Below are 16,797 nucleotides of genomic sequence, written 5' to 3' on the forward strand. Positions count from 1 at the left end.
GCCGGCCCCCGAGGTTTCTTGCCACAATTGGCGCGTGAAGAGCGTTTTTGCTCGAAGTGGAACGGAAAAAGCATAGGAGTGTCCCAATAGGGGAAGGCGGGCCGCGAAAATGAGCGGCAGGCAGTTCCCCCACAGACAACGGAGACTTCTACCATGACGTCGAGAATGAGAACACTGTGCGCTTCAGGCCTCGTTTTCGGGGTTTGCGTCCTCGCAGCCCCGAGTGCCACGGCGCAGGGCAAGTCGGAGAAGGCGGAGAAGGCCGAGATGAAGGCAGAGAATCAGATCCATAAGGATCAGATGAAAGTGGACAAGGCAGTCCAGAAGAGAAACAGCCAAGTCGCCAGGCGTTCCACCCGCCGTCGCACGACGGCCCGCGCGCGCGTGCTGTGCGAGGACGGAGTGTGGGTGTATCGCACCACCGCTGCGTGCGCGAATCGCGGCGGCCTCGCGGCGAGACAGGGCAACTACGGCACTTATCCGCCCGCTTCGGCCCGTGCCCGCGAGCGTGCAAATGAGAACTCAGCCGTTGTGCGCGGCATAGGGGCGAACAATGTTCGGGCGGGCGCGATTGCCCGCTGCAACGACGGCACGTACTGGCACTCCACGATGCGCACCAACGCGTGCTACAGGCACGGCGGCGTAGCAAGCTGGCTCTGACCGGCAAGCACGAGAGTGCCGCTCATCGCGGCGCGTGACTCGAGCCGCGCCGCCCAGTCTTCAGTTCCTTCCCAGAAAACCTTCTTGAGCTGAGCCATCGCCTCGGGATTGCTCGAGGCGAGCGTCGCAACGCGCCTCGCCAGCGCCTCGTCCAGTGCTTCGACGCCGGAGTGCAGCTCCGCATAAAGTCCGTGGCGATATCCCCACTCCGCGTCGCGCCAGTCGGCATCTATGGACATCGCGCTGAAGGGACCCATGCCGGTCTTCTTCTGAATCGGCAATCCGACGATGAACGGACCGAGCCCGATCGCCAGCTCACTCAGCTTGAGCGACGCGCCGGTCGCGGCCATCGCGTAGTCGGACGCGCTCACGATACCGACCCCGCCCCCGACCGCTTTGCCGTGCACGCGCGTGACGACGAACTTTGGCGCGCGAATCATCGCCAGAATGAGATTCACGAATCCCATGAAAAATCGCTTGCCGCCCTCGGCGTCGCGTATCGCCTGCAGCTCGGCGAACGAAGCGCCGGCGCAGAAGGCGCCAGCCCCCTCGCTCCGGAGCACGATCACCCTCGCATTCCCGTCCGCCCCGGCGTCAGTGACCTTCGCCGCCAGCTCCGCCAGCAGCCTCCCGGGCAATGAATTGCTCTTCGGGTGCGAGAAAGTGATCGTCGCCACGCCTCCGGCGGTTTCCGATTGCACGCGTCCGGATTCGATGTCCGGTGTGTTGATATCCGTCACGCCGGGTAAGCTAACTTTTTGCCCTTCTGCCCGATACGTTTAGAGGGTGGGCCGGTATACCGTTCGGGGCCCGGATTCGAGGAAAGTTCATGGACCAGCAGTCACCCAACACGACGGAAGAAGCGCTCAACGCGGCGTTCGAGGCGCGCATCGCCGCGGACGAGACGATCGAGCCCAGGGACTGGATGCCGGATCGCTATCGCACGCAGCTCATCCGGATGATGTCGCAGCACGCCCACTCCGAGATCGTCGGCATGCTGCCCGAAAGCAACTGGATCACGCGCGCTCCGAGCCTGAGGCGAAAGATGACTCTGATCGCCAAGGTGCAGGATGAAGCCGGACACGGGCTTTACATCTATTGCGGCGCCGAGACGCTCGGCGTGGACCGCGCCGAGCTCGTGGACCAGCTCCTCACCGGCAAGGCCAGGTATTCGAGCGTCTTCAACTACCCGACGCTAACGTGGGCGGACATGGGTGTGATCGGCTGGTTCGTGGACGGCGCGGCGATCGTCAACCAGACCGTTCTCGCGAAGGCATCATACGGCCCGTACGCGAGAGCGATGATCCGCATCTGCAAGGAAGAGAACTTCCACAAGAAGCAGGGCTACGAGATCATCGCCACGCTCGCGAAGGGAACTGCCGGGCAGAAGGCGATGGCCCAGGACGCCGTGAACCGCTGGTGGTGGCCATCGCTGATGATGTTCGGCCCCAGCGACACCAATTCGCCGAACACCGCAGAGCTGATGCGCTGGCGCGTGAAGAGAAAGACGAATGACGAGCTGAGACAGCGTTTCATAGACCTCACGGTGCCGCAGGCGGAAGCCGTCGGCCTCACGCTTCCCGACCCCGATCTGAAACTCAATCCCGACACTCAACACTACGAGTTCGGCGAGATTGACTGGGACGAGTTCTGGCAGGTCGTGAAGGGCAACGGTCCCTGCAACCGCGAGCGTCTTCAGGCGCGTCGCGACGCGCACGAGAACGGCCGGTGGGTGCGCGAAGCCGCCGAAGCGTACGCGGCGAAGCATTCGCGCGCCGCGCAGTCAGCCGCCTGATTCCGAATGGCATCCAGCGCATCGGCAGGGATCGGCTACGAGGGGCAGGATGGCGCGGACAAGCCCGAAACTCAGTGGCCGCTATGGGAAGTCTTCACGCAGAAGGACGGCGGCGCGCCGCATGAGCACGCGGGCAGCGTACACGCCGCCGACGCCGAGATGGCGCTCCAGAACGCGCGCGACGTCTATGGCCGCCGGGGAAACGTCGTCAGCATGTGGGTGATTCCGTCGGCGCAGATCACCGCGAGCCCAAGCGATCAGGCAGGCCCGTTCTTCGATCCGGGCGCGGACAAGATCTACCGTCACCCGCAGTTCTACAAGATCCCGCGCGGATTGAAGGGCTTCTGAGCGGGTCCGCCGTCCTCTCGGAGTATCTGCTCCGGCTCGGCGATGACCGCCTCGTGCTCGGCCACCGCCTTTCCGAATGGTGCGGGCACGGGCCGATTCTCGAGGAAGACATCGCCCTCGCCAACATCGCGCTCGATCTGATCGGGCAGGCGAACCTCTATCTCAAGCTGGCCGGAGAGACCGAGGGCAATGGACGAAGCGAGGACACGCTCGCCTATTTCCGCGATGCCGTCGAATATCGGAACGTCCAGATCGTGGAGCTCCCGAATGGAGATTATGCGTTCACCATCGCGCGCCAGTTCTTGTTCGACGTCTTCAGCTTTCACGTTCTCGAGCAGCTTCAGGGGAGCGCTCACCGCGAGCTCGCCGGAATCGCCGGCAAGGGGTTCAAGGAAGTCCGCTACCACGTGCGTCACTCGAGCGAGTGGCTGGTGCGGCTCGGCGACGGTACCGATGAGAGCCACGCGCGGGCGCAGAAAGCGGTGAACGACTTGTGGCGGTTCACCGGCGAGATGTTTGAGGCGGACGACATTGACCGCGAGATCGTGTCGGCGGGGATCGGCGCTGACGTTGGCGCGATCAAGCCGAAGTGGGACGGCGTCGTGAAGGACGTGCTCGGTCGCGCGACGCTGGACGTTCCGTCGGACACCTTCATGATGACGGGCGGCCGGAAAGGCCGCCATACCGAGTACCTCGGCCACATGCTGTCGGAGATGCAGATCGTGGCGCGGTCATATCCTGGCGCGGAGTGGTGATGAGCTCGACCGTGACGAAGGAAGCGATCCTCGAGATCCTCTCCGAGGTGAAAGACCCGGAGCTCCCGATGATAGACGTCGTGGAGCTGGGAATCGTGCGCGACGTGGTGCTCGATGCCGAAGGTATCCACGTGGACGTGACGCCCACTTACTCCGGATGTCCCGCGATGCAGGTGATCGAGCGCGAGATCGTGTACATGCTGAACAGTCACGGCTTCGAGAATGTCACCGTTCACACCATTTTCTCTCCGCCCTGGACGACAGACTGGCTGAGCGAAGCGACCAGGCGGAAGCTGCGGGACCATGGCATCGCGCCGCCGTATCTCGCGGCGCAGGCCGGGAGCGACATCGGCGAGCTCGTTTCGCTCCGCCGCGCGCGCCCCGCCGTCGAGTGTCCGTTCTGCGGCTCGCCGAACACCGAAGAGAAGAGCGAGTTCGGCTCGACGGCCTGCAAGGCGATTCATTACTGCAACAACTGTCACCAGCCGTTCGATCACTTCAAGGCTTTCTGACAGGGAGGGTGTTTCCTCTTGCGCCCTGATGAGCCGTGGTGAACATTGGTGGTCCCGCCGCGGTGACCCCGCTCCGGGCGTGATTGCCAATCGTTCCATGCGAACCGTTCTGTGATTCTCGCGGACATTCAACGTCTGTAATGACCCTGCCGGTACTTCTGTTGGTCGTGTTCGTGGTCTCAGTCATGACCAGTCTGGTCGTTGCCGGACGTCTCACTCGCGTAAACGTCAAAGACCGAAATCCCGAGCGCAGCCGCCATTGGAGCGATTCTGGAATTCCCCGGATTGGCGGCATTGCTATCTTCGCTTCGGCCCCGATCGCCATTCTCGCGGCTGCCCTCATAGTTGCTGGGATCAGGGGCGCGATCCCCCAACTGCCGGAGCTCGCCGGCTCGCTCATCATCGCGAGTGCGATTCTATTTTTCATCGGACTGCTCGATGATCTGCGCGGCGTCCGGCCGTTCGCCAAACTGCTCACCCAGACTGCCGCCGCGCTCATAGTTTATCGCGCCGGGTTCAGCATAGAGAACGTCAGCCTCCTTCCGGGTTCCGCGGTCCATCTCGGCGTGTTGGCGATGCCAATCACGGTTCTCTGGCTGGTTGGCATTTCGAACGCTTTCAATCTCATCGATGGCCTTGATGGCCTCGCGGGTGGAGTGGCGATCATCGCACTCGGGGCTATCGCGGCCGCCGCTCTCATTCTTGGGAACGGCAGCGTACCGATCTATGCTATCGCACTCGTCGGGGCTCTGCTCGGATTCCTGAGATACAACTGGCCGAAAGCCCGTCTTTTCATGGGTGACTCCGGAAGCCTCCTCGTTGGATTTCTGCTGGCGGTTCTTGCCGTCAAGGGCGCGACGGATCCCAGGCACGTAACCCACGCCCTGATTCCCATTTTTGTTTTGGCCTATCCGCTTTTGGACACCGGTGTCGCAATTCTGCGCCGCTGGCTTCGGGGCGTTCCGCTCTCTCGCGCGGACCGGCGTCATGTGCATCACCAACTCGAATCCCTGGGGCTGGGATCGAAGATGGCGCTCTTCGTCATCTACCTTGCGACGACAGCGATTGCGGTGCTCGGATTGCTCGTTTCCTTCGCGCCGCCCGAAGTAACCGTGGTTGCCACGATGGTCGGCGTCGGCGTACTCGTCCTCGTGATCGCGCTAGGCATCTACTGGCTCCAGTACCACGAGTTTCTCGAGGCAGGAGCATCGCTCATGTCTGTCGCCAGGAAAGCACGCTCCGTGATTCAGGACAAGATCAATGCGCGTGACGTGGCGCAGGCGATCCGGCAAGCGCAGAGCATCGAAGCGATTCAGGCCATCCTCGACGACAACGCGCCGACGTTTCGATTCGCTTACCTAAAGCTTTCGAATCCGGCCTCACGCCGGGAGATGCCCGGGCGAGTCACGCAGGAGCTCCAGGCGCTCAAGCTTTGGAAGCTGGAGTATCCGATCGTTCATGGGCTCCCGCAGCAGTACGATGGTCTCTGCCTCACGATCTGGTGCGCGCTCCAGACTTCTCGGCGCCCCGCAGGGGCGGAGCGCGTCGCCAAGATCATCGCACCCGCGATAGCCGAGTGGGCTTGTGACGACCGCTTGAGAACGCCGGAGGCGAGCTGTGCGGAGCGCTTCATTCATGCGAGGGATTACGAGGCGCAAACAGTGCTGACTCCCGAGGATCAGCGGGTACTCGCCAGCATGCGGCGGGATTCGAAGGCCGAAACGCTCGAAGCGTGACGATGCGAGCACCCGCATTCGTCTATAACGCGTGAATTCTTTGAGTCCATTTCGATAGTCGACGCGCGCCAACTTTATTCGTGTCGATTGAGAGCAAGCAAATGACGCCGCAACCCATCAAGGAAGAACACCTGCTAACCGGGCCGCTCGAGCCCACCAACGAGCCTATGCCATCGCGAAGATAGCCGGCCTCAAATTGGTGGAAGCGGCAAGCTCGCAATACAAGAAGGCGTGGCTCTCGTTGATGCCGACCAATCTCTGATCTTGCGCGCACTGCCTGCGATCTCATGGAGGGTGGATTCACTCGGCTGCATAATGTTGGTTTCGGGAGCGACTTCCCGATAAGGCAGTTGGCAGGATTAGTCGCGCGAATCGTGGGGTACGATGGACCGATTGGCTGGGACCCGGGCAAGCCGGATGGGACGGTCCGAAAGCTGCTTGATTCCACGAAAGTTTGTGCGACCGGCTGGGGCCCGAAGATCGGCCTCGAGGAAGGGATTCGTCTCACGTATGACTGGTTTCTCAGGCGTGGCGCACCGCTTCGGTCTTGACCGGTTCTTCCACGGTCGGCATCCCATGGCGGTGAAAGTCGGGCGCCAGCGTCTTTAGCAGTTGTCGCAGCCCGTCATCCGGCCGCTCCTGCTCGGCCGCGCGAATCAGTGAGTCGACCCTGCGCGGCACACCCTCGGGCAATATTCCATTCCGTGCGCGCAGCACTTTGGGATGGTTGGTCGGAATCACGTTCTCCGCGCTGAAGAACATTTCCTCGTAGAGTTTTTCGCCCGGTCGCATGCCCGTAACCTTTATCTCGATATCGCTTCCGATCGAAAGTCCGGACAGGCGAATGAGATCGTTTGCGATGACGGGGATGAATGCTATATCAGGGAAAGCGAGCCTCAGCTCGTGAAGTATGTCAAAGATCGAGTTCTCGCCGTGCCCGGGCAGGATGAGTCGCGTGGGCGCGAGACGCGCGAGCTGGCGGCAGAGCTCGCTTCCGATCGAGCCGCCGGCGCCGGTAATCAAGACCGTTTCGCCCGTCGCCAACTCCGCCACCGCGGCAAGGTCTGTTTCCACCGTGTCGCGCCGGAAAAGGTCCTGGATTTCGACCTCGCGAAGCGATGTTCCGTCTGCCTGTCAGGAGATGATCTCGGGCAGACTTGGGACGGTGAGCGTGGGAATGCCCGCATCGAGGCCCGCCCTCACCACCTTCCTCACAAATGCGCCCGGTGCGGAGGGCATTGCGATAATCAGCTCGGCGACCCCGTCCTGCTCGACGATCCCGCGGATAGCGGACACAGGTCCAAGCACCGGCAGGTTGCACAGCATGAGGTTGTGCTTTCTCGGGTCGTCGTCCACGAATCCGATCGAATCGAGGCGGAGCGTGGACGATCTCTGAAGCTCCTTCACCACCTGCTTGGCCGCGTCGCCCGCGCCTACGATGAGCACGGGCTTGCCGCCATCATGCATCCTGCGCGGAAAGCGCTGATCTTCTCGCCCGTCATCATCAGCGCCGTCGCGCGCGACAAGCCGACAATCCGCGGCAGGAAGAAAGTCCCGCCGCTGTCGGGAATGAGTCCGACCTTGGCGAACGACTGAATGAACGATGCATGCTCCGCGGCCAGCACGATGTCGCAGGCGAGGGCGAGATTGGCTCCGGCGCCGGCCGCGACACCGTTGACAGCGCACAGGACTGGGAGCTCGAGCGACCGGATGGTGCGGATGACCGGGTTGTACGTCGCGCGCACCGTCGCGCCGAGGTCAACCGTGCTTCCCGCGCTCGGCTGTGGGACTGTAGAAAGATCCTGGCCGGCGCAGAACGCGCGTCCGGCTCCGGTCAGCACGACAGCGCGAACAGATTTGTCGGTCCCGGCGGAGGCGAGAGCCGCATGAAGCTCTCGCACCATCTGCGTATTGAAGCTGTTGAGCACTTCGGGGCGGTTGAGCGTGATCTTCATCACGCCGGCGCTGGTTTCCGCGATTATGAACTCGTACGCCAAATGATCCCCAGGCGAGAAGCGACAGGGAATATATCGACCCCGCGAACAGCCGGACGCAAACCTTACTCTATGACACTGGCGTGACGAAACGGCGGGTGACGTGCACGGACGCCTTTACGCCTAGTACAGCAGGGTTTCTCTTTGGCTCCCGGGTGGATGACAGCAAGCGTGGGGGAGACATTGATCTGCTGGTTGAGATTCCCGAAGCCATGCCCCCTGCGGAGTTGGTACGCCGTCATACCCGTTTTGTGTTGCGCATCTACCGGCTGCTTGATGAACAGCGCATTGATGTCGTCATTGCCACGCAAGACCAGCAAGATTCGCGGGTGGTGGTTGCTGCGGCAAAACGTCAAGGACTTCAGGGGGCGCGAGTATGATGCGGACAGACAAACTTGCTGCTGTGCTTTGGGAGGCGGATCGCCACTTGGACACACTTACGGAAGCATTAGCAGAATGGAGCGTATCGCCTACGATCACGTGGCAGGCGTTGGAAAGTGATCGCGCCCGTGTCCGGATTGTGGACCAACTGCTTTTCCGCTTTATCAAATTGCAGGACACGGTGGGGGACGCCTCATACCAGCAACACTGGCCAGCCTGCGTGAGCCGTTTGAAGATTGGCCCATGCGTGACCGGCTAAATCATTTGGAAAAGCTGGGTTACCTGAGTGTGGACAATTGGTTGGCCTGGCGCGAAGTTCGTAACAGGTTGGCCCTGTCTGCATGGAAATGTCTGCATGGAAAGGCAACGCCGATTTCATCTTCGTCAACGAATACATCTACGATTCGTACTGGAGCGATCTGTCCGGGGCGCTTATTTACCGAATAACCAGTAGCCGTTTCCTGTCGGCACTTGGGCGGATCGTGGCGAAGGTGATTCCCTCCTTGCGCGCCAATACGTTCGGGGTCGGCGTCCGGTTCCGTGATCATCAGGGCTGGAGTGAGCTGTTTCAGTCCCTCGGTTATGGCGTTGTCGGCTACAGGAGAGGCACCGAGGAAGTTGTGTCGCTGCCGAGAAGGTTGCTTTGCATCAAGAGTTGCCGGCGCGATACTTTTGTCCTGAGGGCTGGTCGCCCGTTGCCGCTGGAGTCGTGACCTTTTCGTTGCGCGTGTTAATTTGTGACGATATCGGCAGTCGCTGCGAGGCGTTTTGTTCGTAGACAGCCGTTGGGATACGATCACGTGAGTCGATTTTATTCAAAACGATAGGGGCAGCCGTGTTCGATAATAATGTGCTCTTGATAACCGGCGGCACCGGCTCCTTCGGCAACGCTGTACTTCGGCGCTTCCTGCAGACCGGCATTCGCGAGATCCGCATCTTCAGTCGGGACGAGAAGAAGCAGGACGACATGCGCAAGCTGTACGCCAGCGACAAGCTAAAGTTCTATATCGGCGACGTCCGTGACCCGATGAGCGTGATGAACGCGATGCGCAGCGTGGACTATGTCTTCCACGCGGCGGCGCTGAAGCAGGTGCCGTCCTGCGAATTCCATCCGATGGAAGCGGTCAAGACCAATGTGATCGGCGCCGAGAACGTGGTCGAGGCCGCGATCCAGTGCGGAGTGCGCAAGGTGATCTGCCTGAGCACCGATAAGGCGGTGTATCCGATCAACGCCATGGGCATCTCCAAGGCGATGATGGAAAAGGTTTTCGTCGCCAAATCGAGAAACGTCGATCCGGCCAAGACCACTATCTGCGGCACGCGCTACGGCAACGTGATGGCCTCGCGCGGGTCGGTGATCCCGTTGTTCGTCGAGCAGATTCTGGCGGGCCGGCCGGTGACGATCACCGATCCCGGGATGACGCGCTTCATGATGACGCTGGAAGATGCCGTCGACCTGGTGCTGTACGCCTTCAACCATGCCAACAGCGGCGATATCTTCGTGCAGAAGGCGCCGGCGGCCACGCTGGACGTGCTGGCGCGGTCGCTGTTCGATCTACTGGGCAAGCCGGAGCACCGCATTGACATCATCGGCACCCGCCACGGCGAGAAGCAGCACGAGACCCTGCTCAGCCGCGAGGAGCGGGCTCATGCCCAGGATCTGGAGGGCTACTTCCGCATCCCGCCGGACCTGCGCGACCTCAACTACGGCAAGTTCATGGAGCAAGGCGAGACGCGGATCTCCAGCAGCGAGGACTACACCTCGCACAATACAGAGCGCTTGGCCGTGGAAGGGATGAAGACGCTGCTGCTGAAGCTGGACTTCATCCGGGACCTGATCGCCGGCCGTCCGGCCAAGCCGGTGGATTGAGCGATGAGAGTCCTGGTGACCGGCGTCGACGGCTTCATCGGCAGGAACCTGCAGGTGGCGCTGAACGAGCGCGACGGCTACGAGATGCTGCCCGTAACCCGCGCCACCACAACGGCGGAACTGGCGCAGGCGGTGGCACAGGCCGATGCGGTGGTGCATCTGGCCGGGGTCAACCGACCGCAGGATCCGGCCGAGTTCGCTACGGGCAACGTCGACTTCACCGCGCAACTGTGCGAGGCGCTGCGCGCGACGGGGCGGGCGGTGCCGGTGGCGTTCGCGTCCTCAATCCAGGCCGAGCGGGACAACCCGTACGGGCTGAGCAAGCGCGCCGCCGAGCAGCATCTGGCCGACTACGCCGAGCGCAGCTGCGCGGGCGTCGTGCTGTACCGGCTGGCCAACGTGTTCGGCAAGTGGTGTCGACCCAACTACAACTCGGCGGTGGCGACGTTCTGCCACAACATCGCGCGCGGTCTGCCGATCCGCGTCGACGATCCGGCCGCCGAGGTGCGGTTGGTGTACGTGGACGACGTGGTTGCGGAGCTACTGCGTTTCCTGGACGCGCCGCCGCAGGGCGCGGTGTTCGCCGAGGTGGGGCCGGTCTACACCGCGACCGTGGGCGAGCTGGCGCGGCAGATCAACGCTTTCCGTGAGGTGCGCGACACCCTCGTCACCGAGCGTGTGGGCGAAGGGCTTGTGCGGGCGCTGTATTCGACCTACGCCAGCTACCTGCCGCCGGAAGCCTTCAGTTACGGCGTGCCGAAGTACGGCGATCCGCGCGGCGTGTTCGTGGAGATGCTGAAGACCAAGGATTCGGGGCAGTTCTCGTTCTTTACCGCACATCCTGGGGTGACGCGTGGCGGTCACTACCACCACACCAAAACCGAGAAGTTCCTGGTCATCAAGGGCAAGGCACGCTTCAAGTTTCGCCACGTCCTTACGGACGAAACCTATGCGCTGGAGACTTCCGGCGGGGAACCGGTTATCGTCGAGACCATCCCCGGCTGGGCGCACGACATCACCAACATCGGCGAGGACGAGATGGTGGTGATGCTGTGGGTCAACGAGATCTTCGATCGCGCTAAACCCGATACCATTGCCAGCAAGGTATGAGCATGAAGAAATTGAAAGTTGCTACGGTGGTTGGGACTCGCCCGGAGATCATCCGGCTGTCGCGTGTCCTAACGAAGCTGGATGAGCACTGCGAGCACGTGCTGATCCATACCGGTCAGAATTACGACTACGAACTCAACGAGGTCCTTTTCAGCGACCTCGACATCCGCAAGCCCGATCACTTCCTCGAAGCGGCCGGTGCGACCGGCGCCGAGACGATCGGCAAGGTGATCATCGCGGTCGACCAGGTGCTGGGCGAGGTGCAGCCCGACGCGATGCTGGTGTTGGGGGACACCAACAGCTGCCTGGCCGTTATCCCGGCCAAGCGCCGCAAGATCCCGACCTTCCACATGGAGGCGGGGAACCGTTGCTTCGACATGCGTGTACCCGAGGAGATCAACCGCCGCATCGTCGACCATACCGCCGACATCAACCTGACCTACAGCGACATCGCTCGCGAATACCTGCTGGCCGAGGGGCTGCCGCCGGACCGCGTCATAAAGACCGGGAGCCCGATGTGCGAGGTGTTGGCGCATTACGAGGATCGTATCGAAGCCTCCGACGTGCTGTCGCGGCTGGGCGTGGCGCCGCGCGATTATTTCGTTGTCAGCGCGCACCGCGAGGAGAACATCGAGTCCGACCGCAATTTCCTCGGGCTGGTTGAGGTGCTGAACACCGTTGCGGCGACCTACCAGTGTCCGATCATCGTCTCGACCCACCCACGCACACGCAAGCGCATCGGCGCGATGGACGTACAGCTGGATCCGCTGGTACAGCTGCTCAAGCCACTGGGCTTCTCGGACTACGTGAAGCTGCAGAAGTGCGCCAAGGCGGTGCTGTCGGACAGCGGCACGATCAACGAGGAGTCTTCCATCCTCAATTTCCACGCGCTGAACCTGCGCGAGGCGCACGAGCGCCCGGAAGGAATGGAAGAAGGGGCGGTGATGATGGTCGGCCTGAGTCCGGAGCGGGCGCTGCAGGGTCTGGCCATCTTGAAGTCGCAATCGATCGGCGCTGAACGCTTGTTGCGTCAGGTGGCCGACTACAGCATGCCGAACGTGTCCGACAAGGTGGTGCGCATTATCCACAGCTATACCGATTACGTGAACCGCGTGGTCTGGAAGCGTTACTGATGCGGCTGCTGCTCATCGCCGACACCTATGTGCCGGTACGCATTTCCGGTGCGCTGCAGATGCGGGATCTGGCCAGGGAACTGCTCGCCCAAGGGCATGAGCCCACGGTTGTGACGCCGGCATCCGATGTCGGTGCAGCCTGGCAGTTGGAGCGTCTCGATGGTGTCGAGGTTCTGCGCGTCAGGGCGCCGCGTACCAAGGACGTGTGGCTCGTGCAGCGCGCTATCGCTGAATGTCTGCTCCCTTTCATCATGCTCCGCGCCCTGCGTAACAGCCCCGTGGGCGTAAAGAACTGGGGTGGCGTTGTCTGGTATTCGCCCACAATCTTTTTTGGCCCATTGGTCAAGGCACTCAAGACGTGGAGCAAATGCCCGGCTTACCTGATCGTGCGCGATCTGTTCCCTGACTGGGCGGTCGATGCGGGCGTGATGCGCAAAGGTGTGCCGTACCGGTTCTTCAAGTGGGTCGAACGCTACCAATATGGCGTGGCGGACGTGATCGGCGTGCAGACGCCAGCCAATGCGCCCTTGGTGGCGGCGGACAGTCGACAGGGCTCCGCCCGCATTGAGGTCCTGCACAACTGGCTTGCAGCGCCCGTAAGGAAAGAATGCGATGTAGACCTCTCCCATGGTCCGTTGGCGGGCAGGACGATCTTTGTTTACGCGGGCAACATGGGCACCGCGCAGGGCATGGATGCACTATTGGACGTGGCGGCGCGCATGCAGACCCGTGACGACGTCGGTTTCCTGTTCGTGGGTCGCGGAAGCGATGTTCCACGCCTGCGGGCTTTGGCGAAGGAACTGGGGCTGCGCAATGTCCTGTTCATGGATGAAGTGGATTCGGCCCAGATCCCCGGGTTGCTGGCGCAATGCCATGTCGGCCTCATTGCGCTCGATCCCAGACACAATACCCACAATATTCCGGGGAAATTTCTCACCTACCTGCGTGCCGGAATGCCGGTGTTGGCGCGCATAAACCCCGGCAACGATCTCCAAGCCATCATCGACGAGGAGAACGTAGGTTACGCCGTCGCGGGCGATCCCATCGTTGCCCTGCATGCCTATGCGGAGCAACTGGCTTCGGATCCCGAACTCAGGGCGCGCATGGCAACCAATGGCTTGGTGCTTGCGGAGCGGATGTTCTCCCCGACGAGTGCGGCGCGACAGGTGGTCGCCGGGCTTGCGAAATCGGATCTTCGGGCGCCTGCTGCTTGATTATGGATTGCCGCCCGCCCCTCCCGCGCGTGAAATCGGGATGGCAGCACTTGAAGACAGCGCTGAGTCTCTAGCCGTCAGGCGCGGCGCACCGCTTCCGCCTTGACCGGTTCTTCCACGGTCGGCATCCTATGGGGGGTGAAAGTCGGGCACCAGTGCATTCGCAGCCTGATGTTCAAGCGTTGAACGAACCTTTCGTGTCCCAGGCCCTGCCTGACATGCCCGTGACCGATTCCTCGATCCTGCGTGTCCTTCGACTGCTCGACGCGAGCCCGCGGCTCACGTAGCGGGAGATGGCGCGCGAGCTGGGTGTGAGTCTCGGGAAGTCGAACTATTGCCTGCGCGCGTTGACTGGCAAGGGGTTCGTGAAGGTTCAGAACTTTCGCAAGAGCACGAAGAAGCGTGGTTACGTCTATCTGCTGACCCCAGAGGGAGTAGCGGCCAAGGCGGATCTGACGCGATACTTTCTGGCGCGTAAGCGCGAGGAGTACGACGCTCTCCGGCTCGATATCGAGCGGCTTCAGCGAGAGAGCGAGAGCGCTGTAGAAGTACTGTAGTTCGCAGGTCGCTGGGTTTGTCGAAACTTCTTCCACGGTTTTTCACGAGAATGTGACTGACCGTGCATCCGGGTGCTCATGATTCATTCTGCCAGCTCTCATGAAGCTCAGCCAGATTCGTGGTTCGTGATCTGGACGGAGTCGCGCGCTGAGAAAAAAGTGGAGGCGCGGATCGCCGCGCTGGGGCTCTCGCCGTGGCTTCCCACGTTTAAGGAGCGGCACCGCTGGAGCGACCGCTGGCGGGAGGTCGTCTGCCCGCTGTTTCCGGGCTATCTTTTTGCGCGAACCCGCTCGGTGGAGTGGCACAAGGTGCTGAGCACGCCTGGGGTTTTGACGGTGGTCAAGCGGGAGGGACGCCCAGCGCTGCTCGCGGACGCTTTCGTCGCGGGGCTCCGCGATGCGATCGAGCGGAACGGGGCCGCGCCCGAGCCGGTGGCCGAGGCGGTGGACTACCGCCCGGGCGATGAGGTGGTGGTCGTTCAGGAGGGCCCGCTCAAAGGGGTGCGCGGCGTGGTGCGCGAGCGGCGGAGCGGGAGGCAGCTCGTGATCTGGGTGTCGGAGATAGGGCGCGGGGTCGCGTTCACGATCGGGCCGGCGCTGGTGAAGGCAGCGGGTTAGCCGCGCCGGTTGATCCCTTCATCGAACGCACTCCAAGCGAGCATGGCGCATTTCACGCGGGCCGGGAACCTCGAGACTGCTGAGAGCGCGCGCATCTTGAGCATCGCCGCGGATCATCTCCCGGTACCGCTCGCGCATCGTCTCGATCTCGGCGGCGGTATTCCCCTTGATGAGCTGAGTCATCATTGAGGCTGCTGACTGGGAGATGGCGCAGCCGCAGCCGGAGAATTTCACGTCGCTCACGCGGTCGCCGTCGAATGAGAGATGGAGGTCAATCTCGCCGCCGCAGTGCGGGCGCTTCATGGTGACCGTCTCGTGGCGCGATTCGATCGTACCATATGTTTTGCGGTCGGCGGTAGTGGTCGAGGATGAGCTCCTGTTACATTGCTTGGAGCGCGGCGGAGTTATTTGACCCGGCGAGACTGAAGATGGAGCGAGCCTTGTGGAGCCCGGCGACGAGGGCGTCGAGGTCGGACTCGTCGTTGTAGTTGTAGAAGGACGTTCGCGCCGTGACGGGGACTTCGAGGCGGGACCACATCGAATTCGATCCCGAATTGCTCAGACCCACTGATATAACAGTCAGCCGTGAAAATCCTCAGTGTGCCCACAGCTACCTCGAACGGCAGGCGACGCACTTCATGCCGGACGTGCGCGAGCATGACGAAGTCACGGTATGGAGATGGCACCGAGACGGCGACTCGGACCCTAATTGGTGGGAGGTCGTGCTTCCGCTTCTCGCCGCCGATGAACGGCGGATCGGATCGCTCATCATCTGGGAAAAGGGTGAAGCCGCCATCAGTCTGTCACACATTCACGTGATCAGCAGCCACCTGCGAATCGAGCTCCAGAAGCGGATCCAGCTAATCGGCTGGACGCCCGCCGATCCCGCCGTCGCCGACGGGGTCAGGTTTTCGCTGTAACAAGACCGTCCGCGTCGCGCAGCCACGCTGCTATCTTTGACGTGGAGTTCCCGACATATGAAGCTGCGACCGGCGTCGAGGCGGTCCTACCGTGCGAGCGCGGTTGACGAACCGTGGAGTGAGAAATGTATGACTGAGGCTGAGCGGCGCGACGACGATGAATTGTCGCTCTTCGCACTGGGAACGACGTTGCTGCAAAATCGCTGGCGGCTGGGCCGTTGGATCCTCATCGGCGCGGTGGTGGCGGCCTTTTTCGCGTTCTCGCGGCCGACCCTGTTCCGGGCGTCGGCGGCATTTGTCCCACAGGGCAACAACGAACCCGGGCGACCGGGGCTGGCGAGCTTCGCCGAACAGTTCGGCGTCTCATCGCCCGCCGGTAACCAGTCGCTCTCTCCCGATTTTTACGTGCGGCTCCTGAAATCCCGGGTCCTACTCGGGCCGATCGTGGCATCCACCTTCGCGGTACCCGAGATGCGCGGACAACAGATTCCGTTCGTTGATCTGTTCGACATCCAAGGGGGCTCCGCCGAGGCGCGCCGGGAAAAGGGGGTTGATCTGCTCAGTGGGATCGTGACCGTCACTACGGTAAAGGCCACCGGAGTGGTGCAAGTCTCTGCCGTGACCAAATGGCGAAGCATCTCGCTGGCCATCGTGAGCCGTCTCGTGAACGGGCTCAACGACTATAACGAAAGGATTCGTCAAGGTGCGGCATCGTCCGAGCGTAGATTCGTCGAGGGACGGCTCGCTCTCGCGAGGTCGGACCTGCGCGCGACCGAGGACCGATTAGAAGAGTTTCTCAGGACGAACAGGAATTTGGGGAATTCGCCGGAGCTGATCATGGAACGCGAGCGCCTGCAGCGGGACGTGACTCTGCGCCAGCAGGTTTACACGGCGCTGACTCAGTCTTATGAGGAGGCGCGCATTCGTGAGGTTCGCGACGTTCCGATAATCACTGTCTTCGAGCCGCCGGGTGTGCCGACTCGACCGGAACCGCGCGGACGGTTGAAGCTTCTGATCATCGGCCTGTTCGTGGGCGCCAGTGTCGGTGCGTCGCTCGTTCTTGCTTCAGTCATGATGCGGCGACGCCGAATGGAAGTAGACGCGGAAGCCGACGAATTCTTCGGTGTCCTCGCCGAAATCAAGCACGAGGTGCTGGCCCCCATTCAGATGTTGGAGAGATGGCACCGCGGGTGA

General features: G+C 62.1%; 22 protein-coding genes. 16 read left to right on the forward strand and 6 right to left on the reverse strand.

Translation table 11 applies throughout. From position 1 onward, the window contains the following. Positions 1–153 precede the first annotated feature (153 nt). Positions 154–660 (forward strand): DUF3761 domain-containing protein, encoded by a 507-nt coding sequence (locus tag Q7S20_06020; protein MDO8501379.1) that lies wholly within the window; start codon positions 154–156, stop codon positions 658–660. On the opposite strand, the gene Q7S20_06025 is transcribed toward Q7S20_06020, so the two are convergent. Further along, positions 627–1,400 (reverse strand): enoyl-CoA hydratase/isomerase family protein, encoded by a 774-nt coding sequence (locus Q7S20_06025; protein ID MDO8501380.1) that lies wholly within the window; start codon positions 1,398–1,400, stop codon positions 627–629. The two genes, Q7S20_06020 and Q7S20_06025, sit on opposite strands and share 34 nt — an antisense overlap. Positions 1,401–1,489: 89 nt before the next feature. Here Q7S20_06025 and paaA point away from each other — a divergent pair, with 89 nt between their 5' ends. The 5 genes from paaA (at position 1,490) to Q7S20_06050 (ending at position 5,806) form a co-directional block, all read left to right on the forward strand. Next, on the forward strand, positions 1,490–2,455 hold the full coding sequence (paaA, locus tag Q7S20_06030) for a 1,2-phenylacetyl-CoA epoxidase subunit PaaA (GenBank protein ID MDO8501381.1): 966 nt from the start codon (positions 1,490–1,492) through the stop codon (positions 2,453–2,455). Positions 2,456–2,461: 6 nt separating this feature from the next. Continuing rightward, a complete protein-coding gene (paaB, locus tag Q7S20_06035) occupies positions 2,462–2,803 on the forward strand; it encodes a 1,2-phenylacetyl-CoA epoxidase subunit PaaB (protein MDO8501382.1) in 342 nt (113 codons plus the stop codon). A gap of 26 nt (positions 2,804–2,829) precedes the next feature. Then, positions 2,830–3,558 (forward strand): 1,2-phenylacetyl-CoA epoxidase subunit PaaC, encoded by a 729-nt coding sequence (paaC, locus tag Q7S20_06040; protein ID MDO8501383.1) that lies wholly within the window; start codon positions 2,830–2,832, stop codon positions 3,556–3,558. After that, positions 3,558–4,070: a 1,2-phenylacetyl-CoA epoxidase subunit PaaD gene (gene paaD, locus Q7S20_06045; GenBank protein MDO8501384.1), complete on the forward strand. Its 513-nt coding sequence runs from the start codon at positions 3,558–3,560 to the stop codon at positions 4,068–4,070. The genes paaC and paaD overlap by 1 nt, the downstream gene beginning before the upstream one ends. Before the next feature lie 140 nt (positions 4,071–4,210). After that, positions 4,211–5,806: an MraY family glycosyltransferase gene (locus Q7S20_06050; GenBank protein ID MDO8501385.1), complete on the forward strand. Its 1,596-nt coding sequence runs from the start codon at positions 4,211–4,213 to the stop codon at positions 5,804–5,806. Between the two features lie 522 nt (positions 5,807–6,328). On the opposite strand, the gene Q7S20_06055 is transcribed toward Q7S20_06050, so the two are convergent. Genes Q7S20_06055 through Q7S20_06065 form a run of 3 tightly spaced genes read right to left on the reverse strand, consistent with a single transcriptional unit; the run spans position 6,329 to position 7,803 of the window. Beyond that, on the reverse strand, positions 6,329–6,880 hold the full coding sequence (locus tag Q7S20_06055; GenBank protein MDO8501386.1) for a polysaccharide biosynthesis protein: 552 nt from the start codon (positions 6,878–6,880) through the stop codon (positions 6,329–6,331). 60 nt (positions 6,881–6,940) lie between these two features. Beyond that, positions 6,941–7,252, reverse strand: coding sequence for a hypothetical protein (locus Q7S20_06060; protein ID MDO8501387.1), 312 nt, complete (start codon positions 7,250–7,252; stop codon positions 6,941–6,943). Continuing rightward, on the reverse strand, positions 7,240–7,803 hold the full coding sequence (locus Q7S20_06065) for an enoyl-CoA hydratase-related protein (GenBank protein MDO8501388.1): 564 nt from the start codon (positions 7,801–7,803) through the stop codon (positions 7,240–7,242). The genes Q7S20_06060 and Q7S20_06065 overlap by 13 nt, the downstream gene beginning before the upstream one ends. An 80-nt stretch (positions 7,804–7,883) precedes the next feature. Between Q7S20_06065 and Q7S20_06070 the strand changes: the two genes are divergently transcribed. From Q7S20_06070 to Q7S20_06105, 8 genes are all read left to right on the forward strand, one after another. Further along, positions 7,884–8,180, forward strand: coding sequence for a hypothetical protein (locus Q7S20_06070; GenBank protein MDO8501389.1), 297 nt, complete (start codon positions 7,884–7,886; stop codon positions 8,178–8,180). Between the two features lie 348 nt (positions 8,181–8,528). Continuing rightward, positions 8,529–8,894 (forward strand): hypothetical protein, encoded by a 366-nt coding sequence (locus Q7S20_06075; protein ID MDO8501390.1) that lies wholly within the window; start codon positions 8,529–8,531, stop codon positions 8,892–8,894. Positions 8,895–9,016: 122 nt separating this feature from the next. Then, complete coding sequence (locus tag Q7S20_06080) at positions 9,017–10,051, forward strand: polysaccharide biosynthesis protein (protein MDO8501391.1); 1,035 nt, start codon at positions 9,017–9,019, stop codon at positions 10,049–10,051. Between the two features lie 15 nt (positions 10,052–10,066). Then, positions 10,067–11,161: an NAD-dependent epimerase/dehydratase family protein gene (locus Q7S20_06085; protein MDO8501392.1), complete on the forward strand. Its 1,095-nt coding sequence runs from the start codon at positions 10,067–10,069 to the stop codon at positions 11,159–11,161. Beyond that, positions 11,158–12,294, forward strand: a complete 1,137-nt coding sequence (wecB, locus tag Q7S20_06090; protein ID MDO8501393.1) for a UDP-N-acetylglucosamine 2-epimerase (non-hydrolyzing) — start codon at positions 11,158–11,160, stop codon at positions 12,292–12,294. The genes Q7S20_06085 and wecB overlap by 4 nt, the downstream gene beginning before the upstream one ends. Next, positions 12,294–13,508: a glycosyltransferase family 4 protein gene (locus Q7S20_06095; protein MDO8501394.1), complete on the forward strand. Its 1,215-nt coding sequence runs from the start codon at positions 12,294–12,296 to the stop codon at positions 13,506–13,508. The genes wecB and Q7S20_06095 overlap by 1 nt, the downstream gene beginning before the upstream one ends. Positions 13,509–13,801: 293 nt before the next feature. Beyond that, positions 13,802–14,065, forward strand: a complete 264-nt coding sequence (locus tag Q7S20_06100) for a MarR family EPS-associated transcriptional regulator (protein ID MDO8501395.1) — start codon at positions 13,802–13,804, stop codon at positions 14,063–14,065. A gap of 126 nt (positions 14,066–14,191) precedes the next feature. Further along, complete coding sequence (locus Q7S20_06105; protein ID MDO8501396.1) at positions 14,192–14,683, forward strand: transcription termination/antitermination NusG family protein; 492 nt, start codon at positions 14,192–14,194, stop codon at positions 14,681–14,683. 18 nt (positions 14,684–14,701) lie between these two features. Here Q7S20_06105 and Q7S20_06110 read toward each other — a convergent pair whose 3' ends face one another. Beyond that, the gene (locus tag Q7S20_06110) at positions 14,702–15,013 is read right to left on the reverse strand and encodes an iron-sulfur cluster assembly scaffold protein (protein MDO8501397.1); all 312 of its coding nucleotides are present in this window, start codon (positions 15,011–15,013) and stop codon (positions 14,702–14,704) included. A gap of 49 nt (positions 15,014–15,062) precedes the next feature. Next, positions 15,063–15,251 carry a hypothetical protein gene (locus Q7S20_06115; GenBank protein MDO8501398.1) on the reverse strand — a complete coding sequence of 63 codons (189 nt, stop codon included), beginning with the start codon at positions 15,249–15,251 and terminating at the stop codon, positions 15,063–15,065. A gap of 70 nt (positions 15,252–15,321) precedes the next feature. On the opposite strand from Q7S20_06115, the gene Q7S20_06120 reads away from it, so the two are divergent. Together Q7S20_06120 and Q7S20_06125 are read left to right on the forward strand one after the other, a co-directional pair. Then, entirely contained in the window at positions 15,322–15,603 is a 282-nt protein-coding gene (locus Q7S20_06120; GenBank protein MDO8501399.1) for a hypothetical protein, read from the forward strand. A gap of 129 nt (positions 15,604–15,732) precedes the next feature. Then, positions 15,733–16,797: a GNVR domain-containing protein gene (locus Q7S20_06125; protein ID MDO8501400.1), complete on the forward strand. Its 1,065-nt coding sequence runs from the start codon at positions 15,733–15,735 to the stop codon at positions 16,795–16,797.

It is taken from the genome of Gemmatimonadaceae bacterium (genome assembly GCA_030647905.1).
Lineage (GTDB): Bacteria > Gemmatimonadota > Gemmatimonadetes > Gemmatimonadales > Gemmatimonadaceae > UBA4720.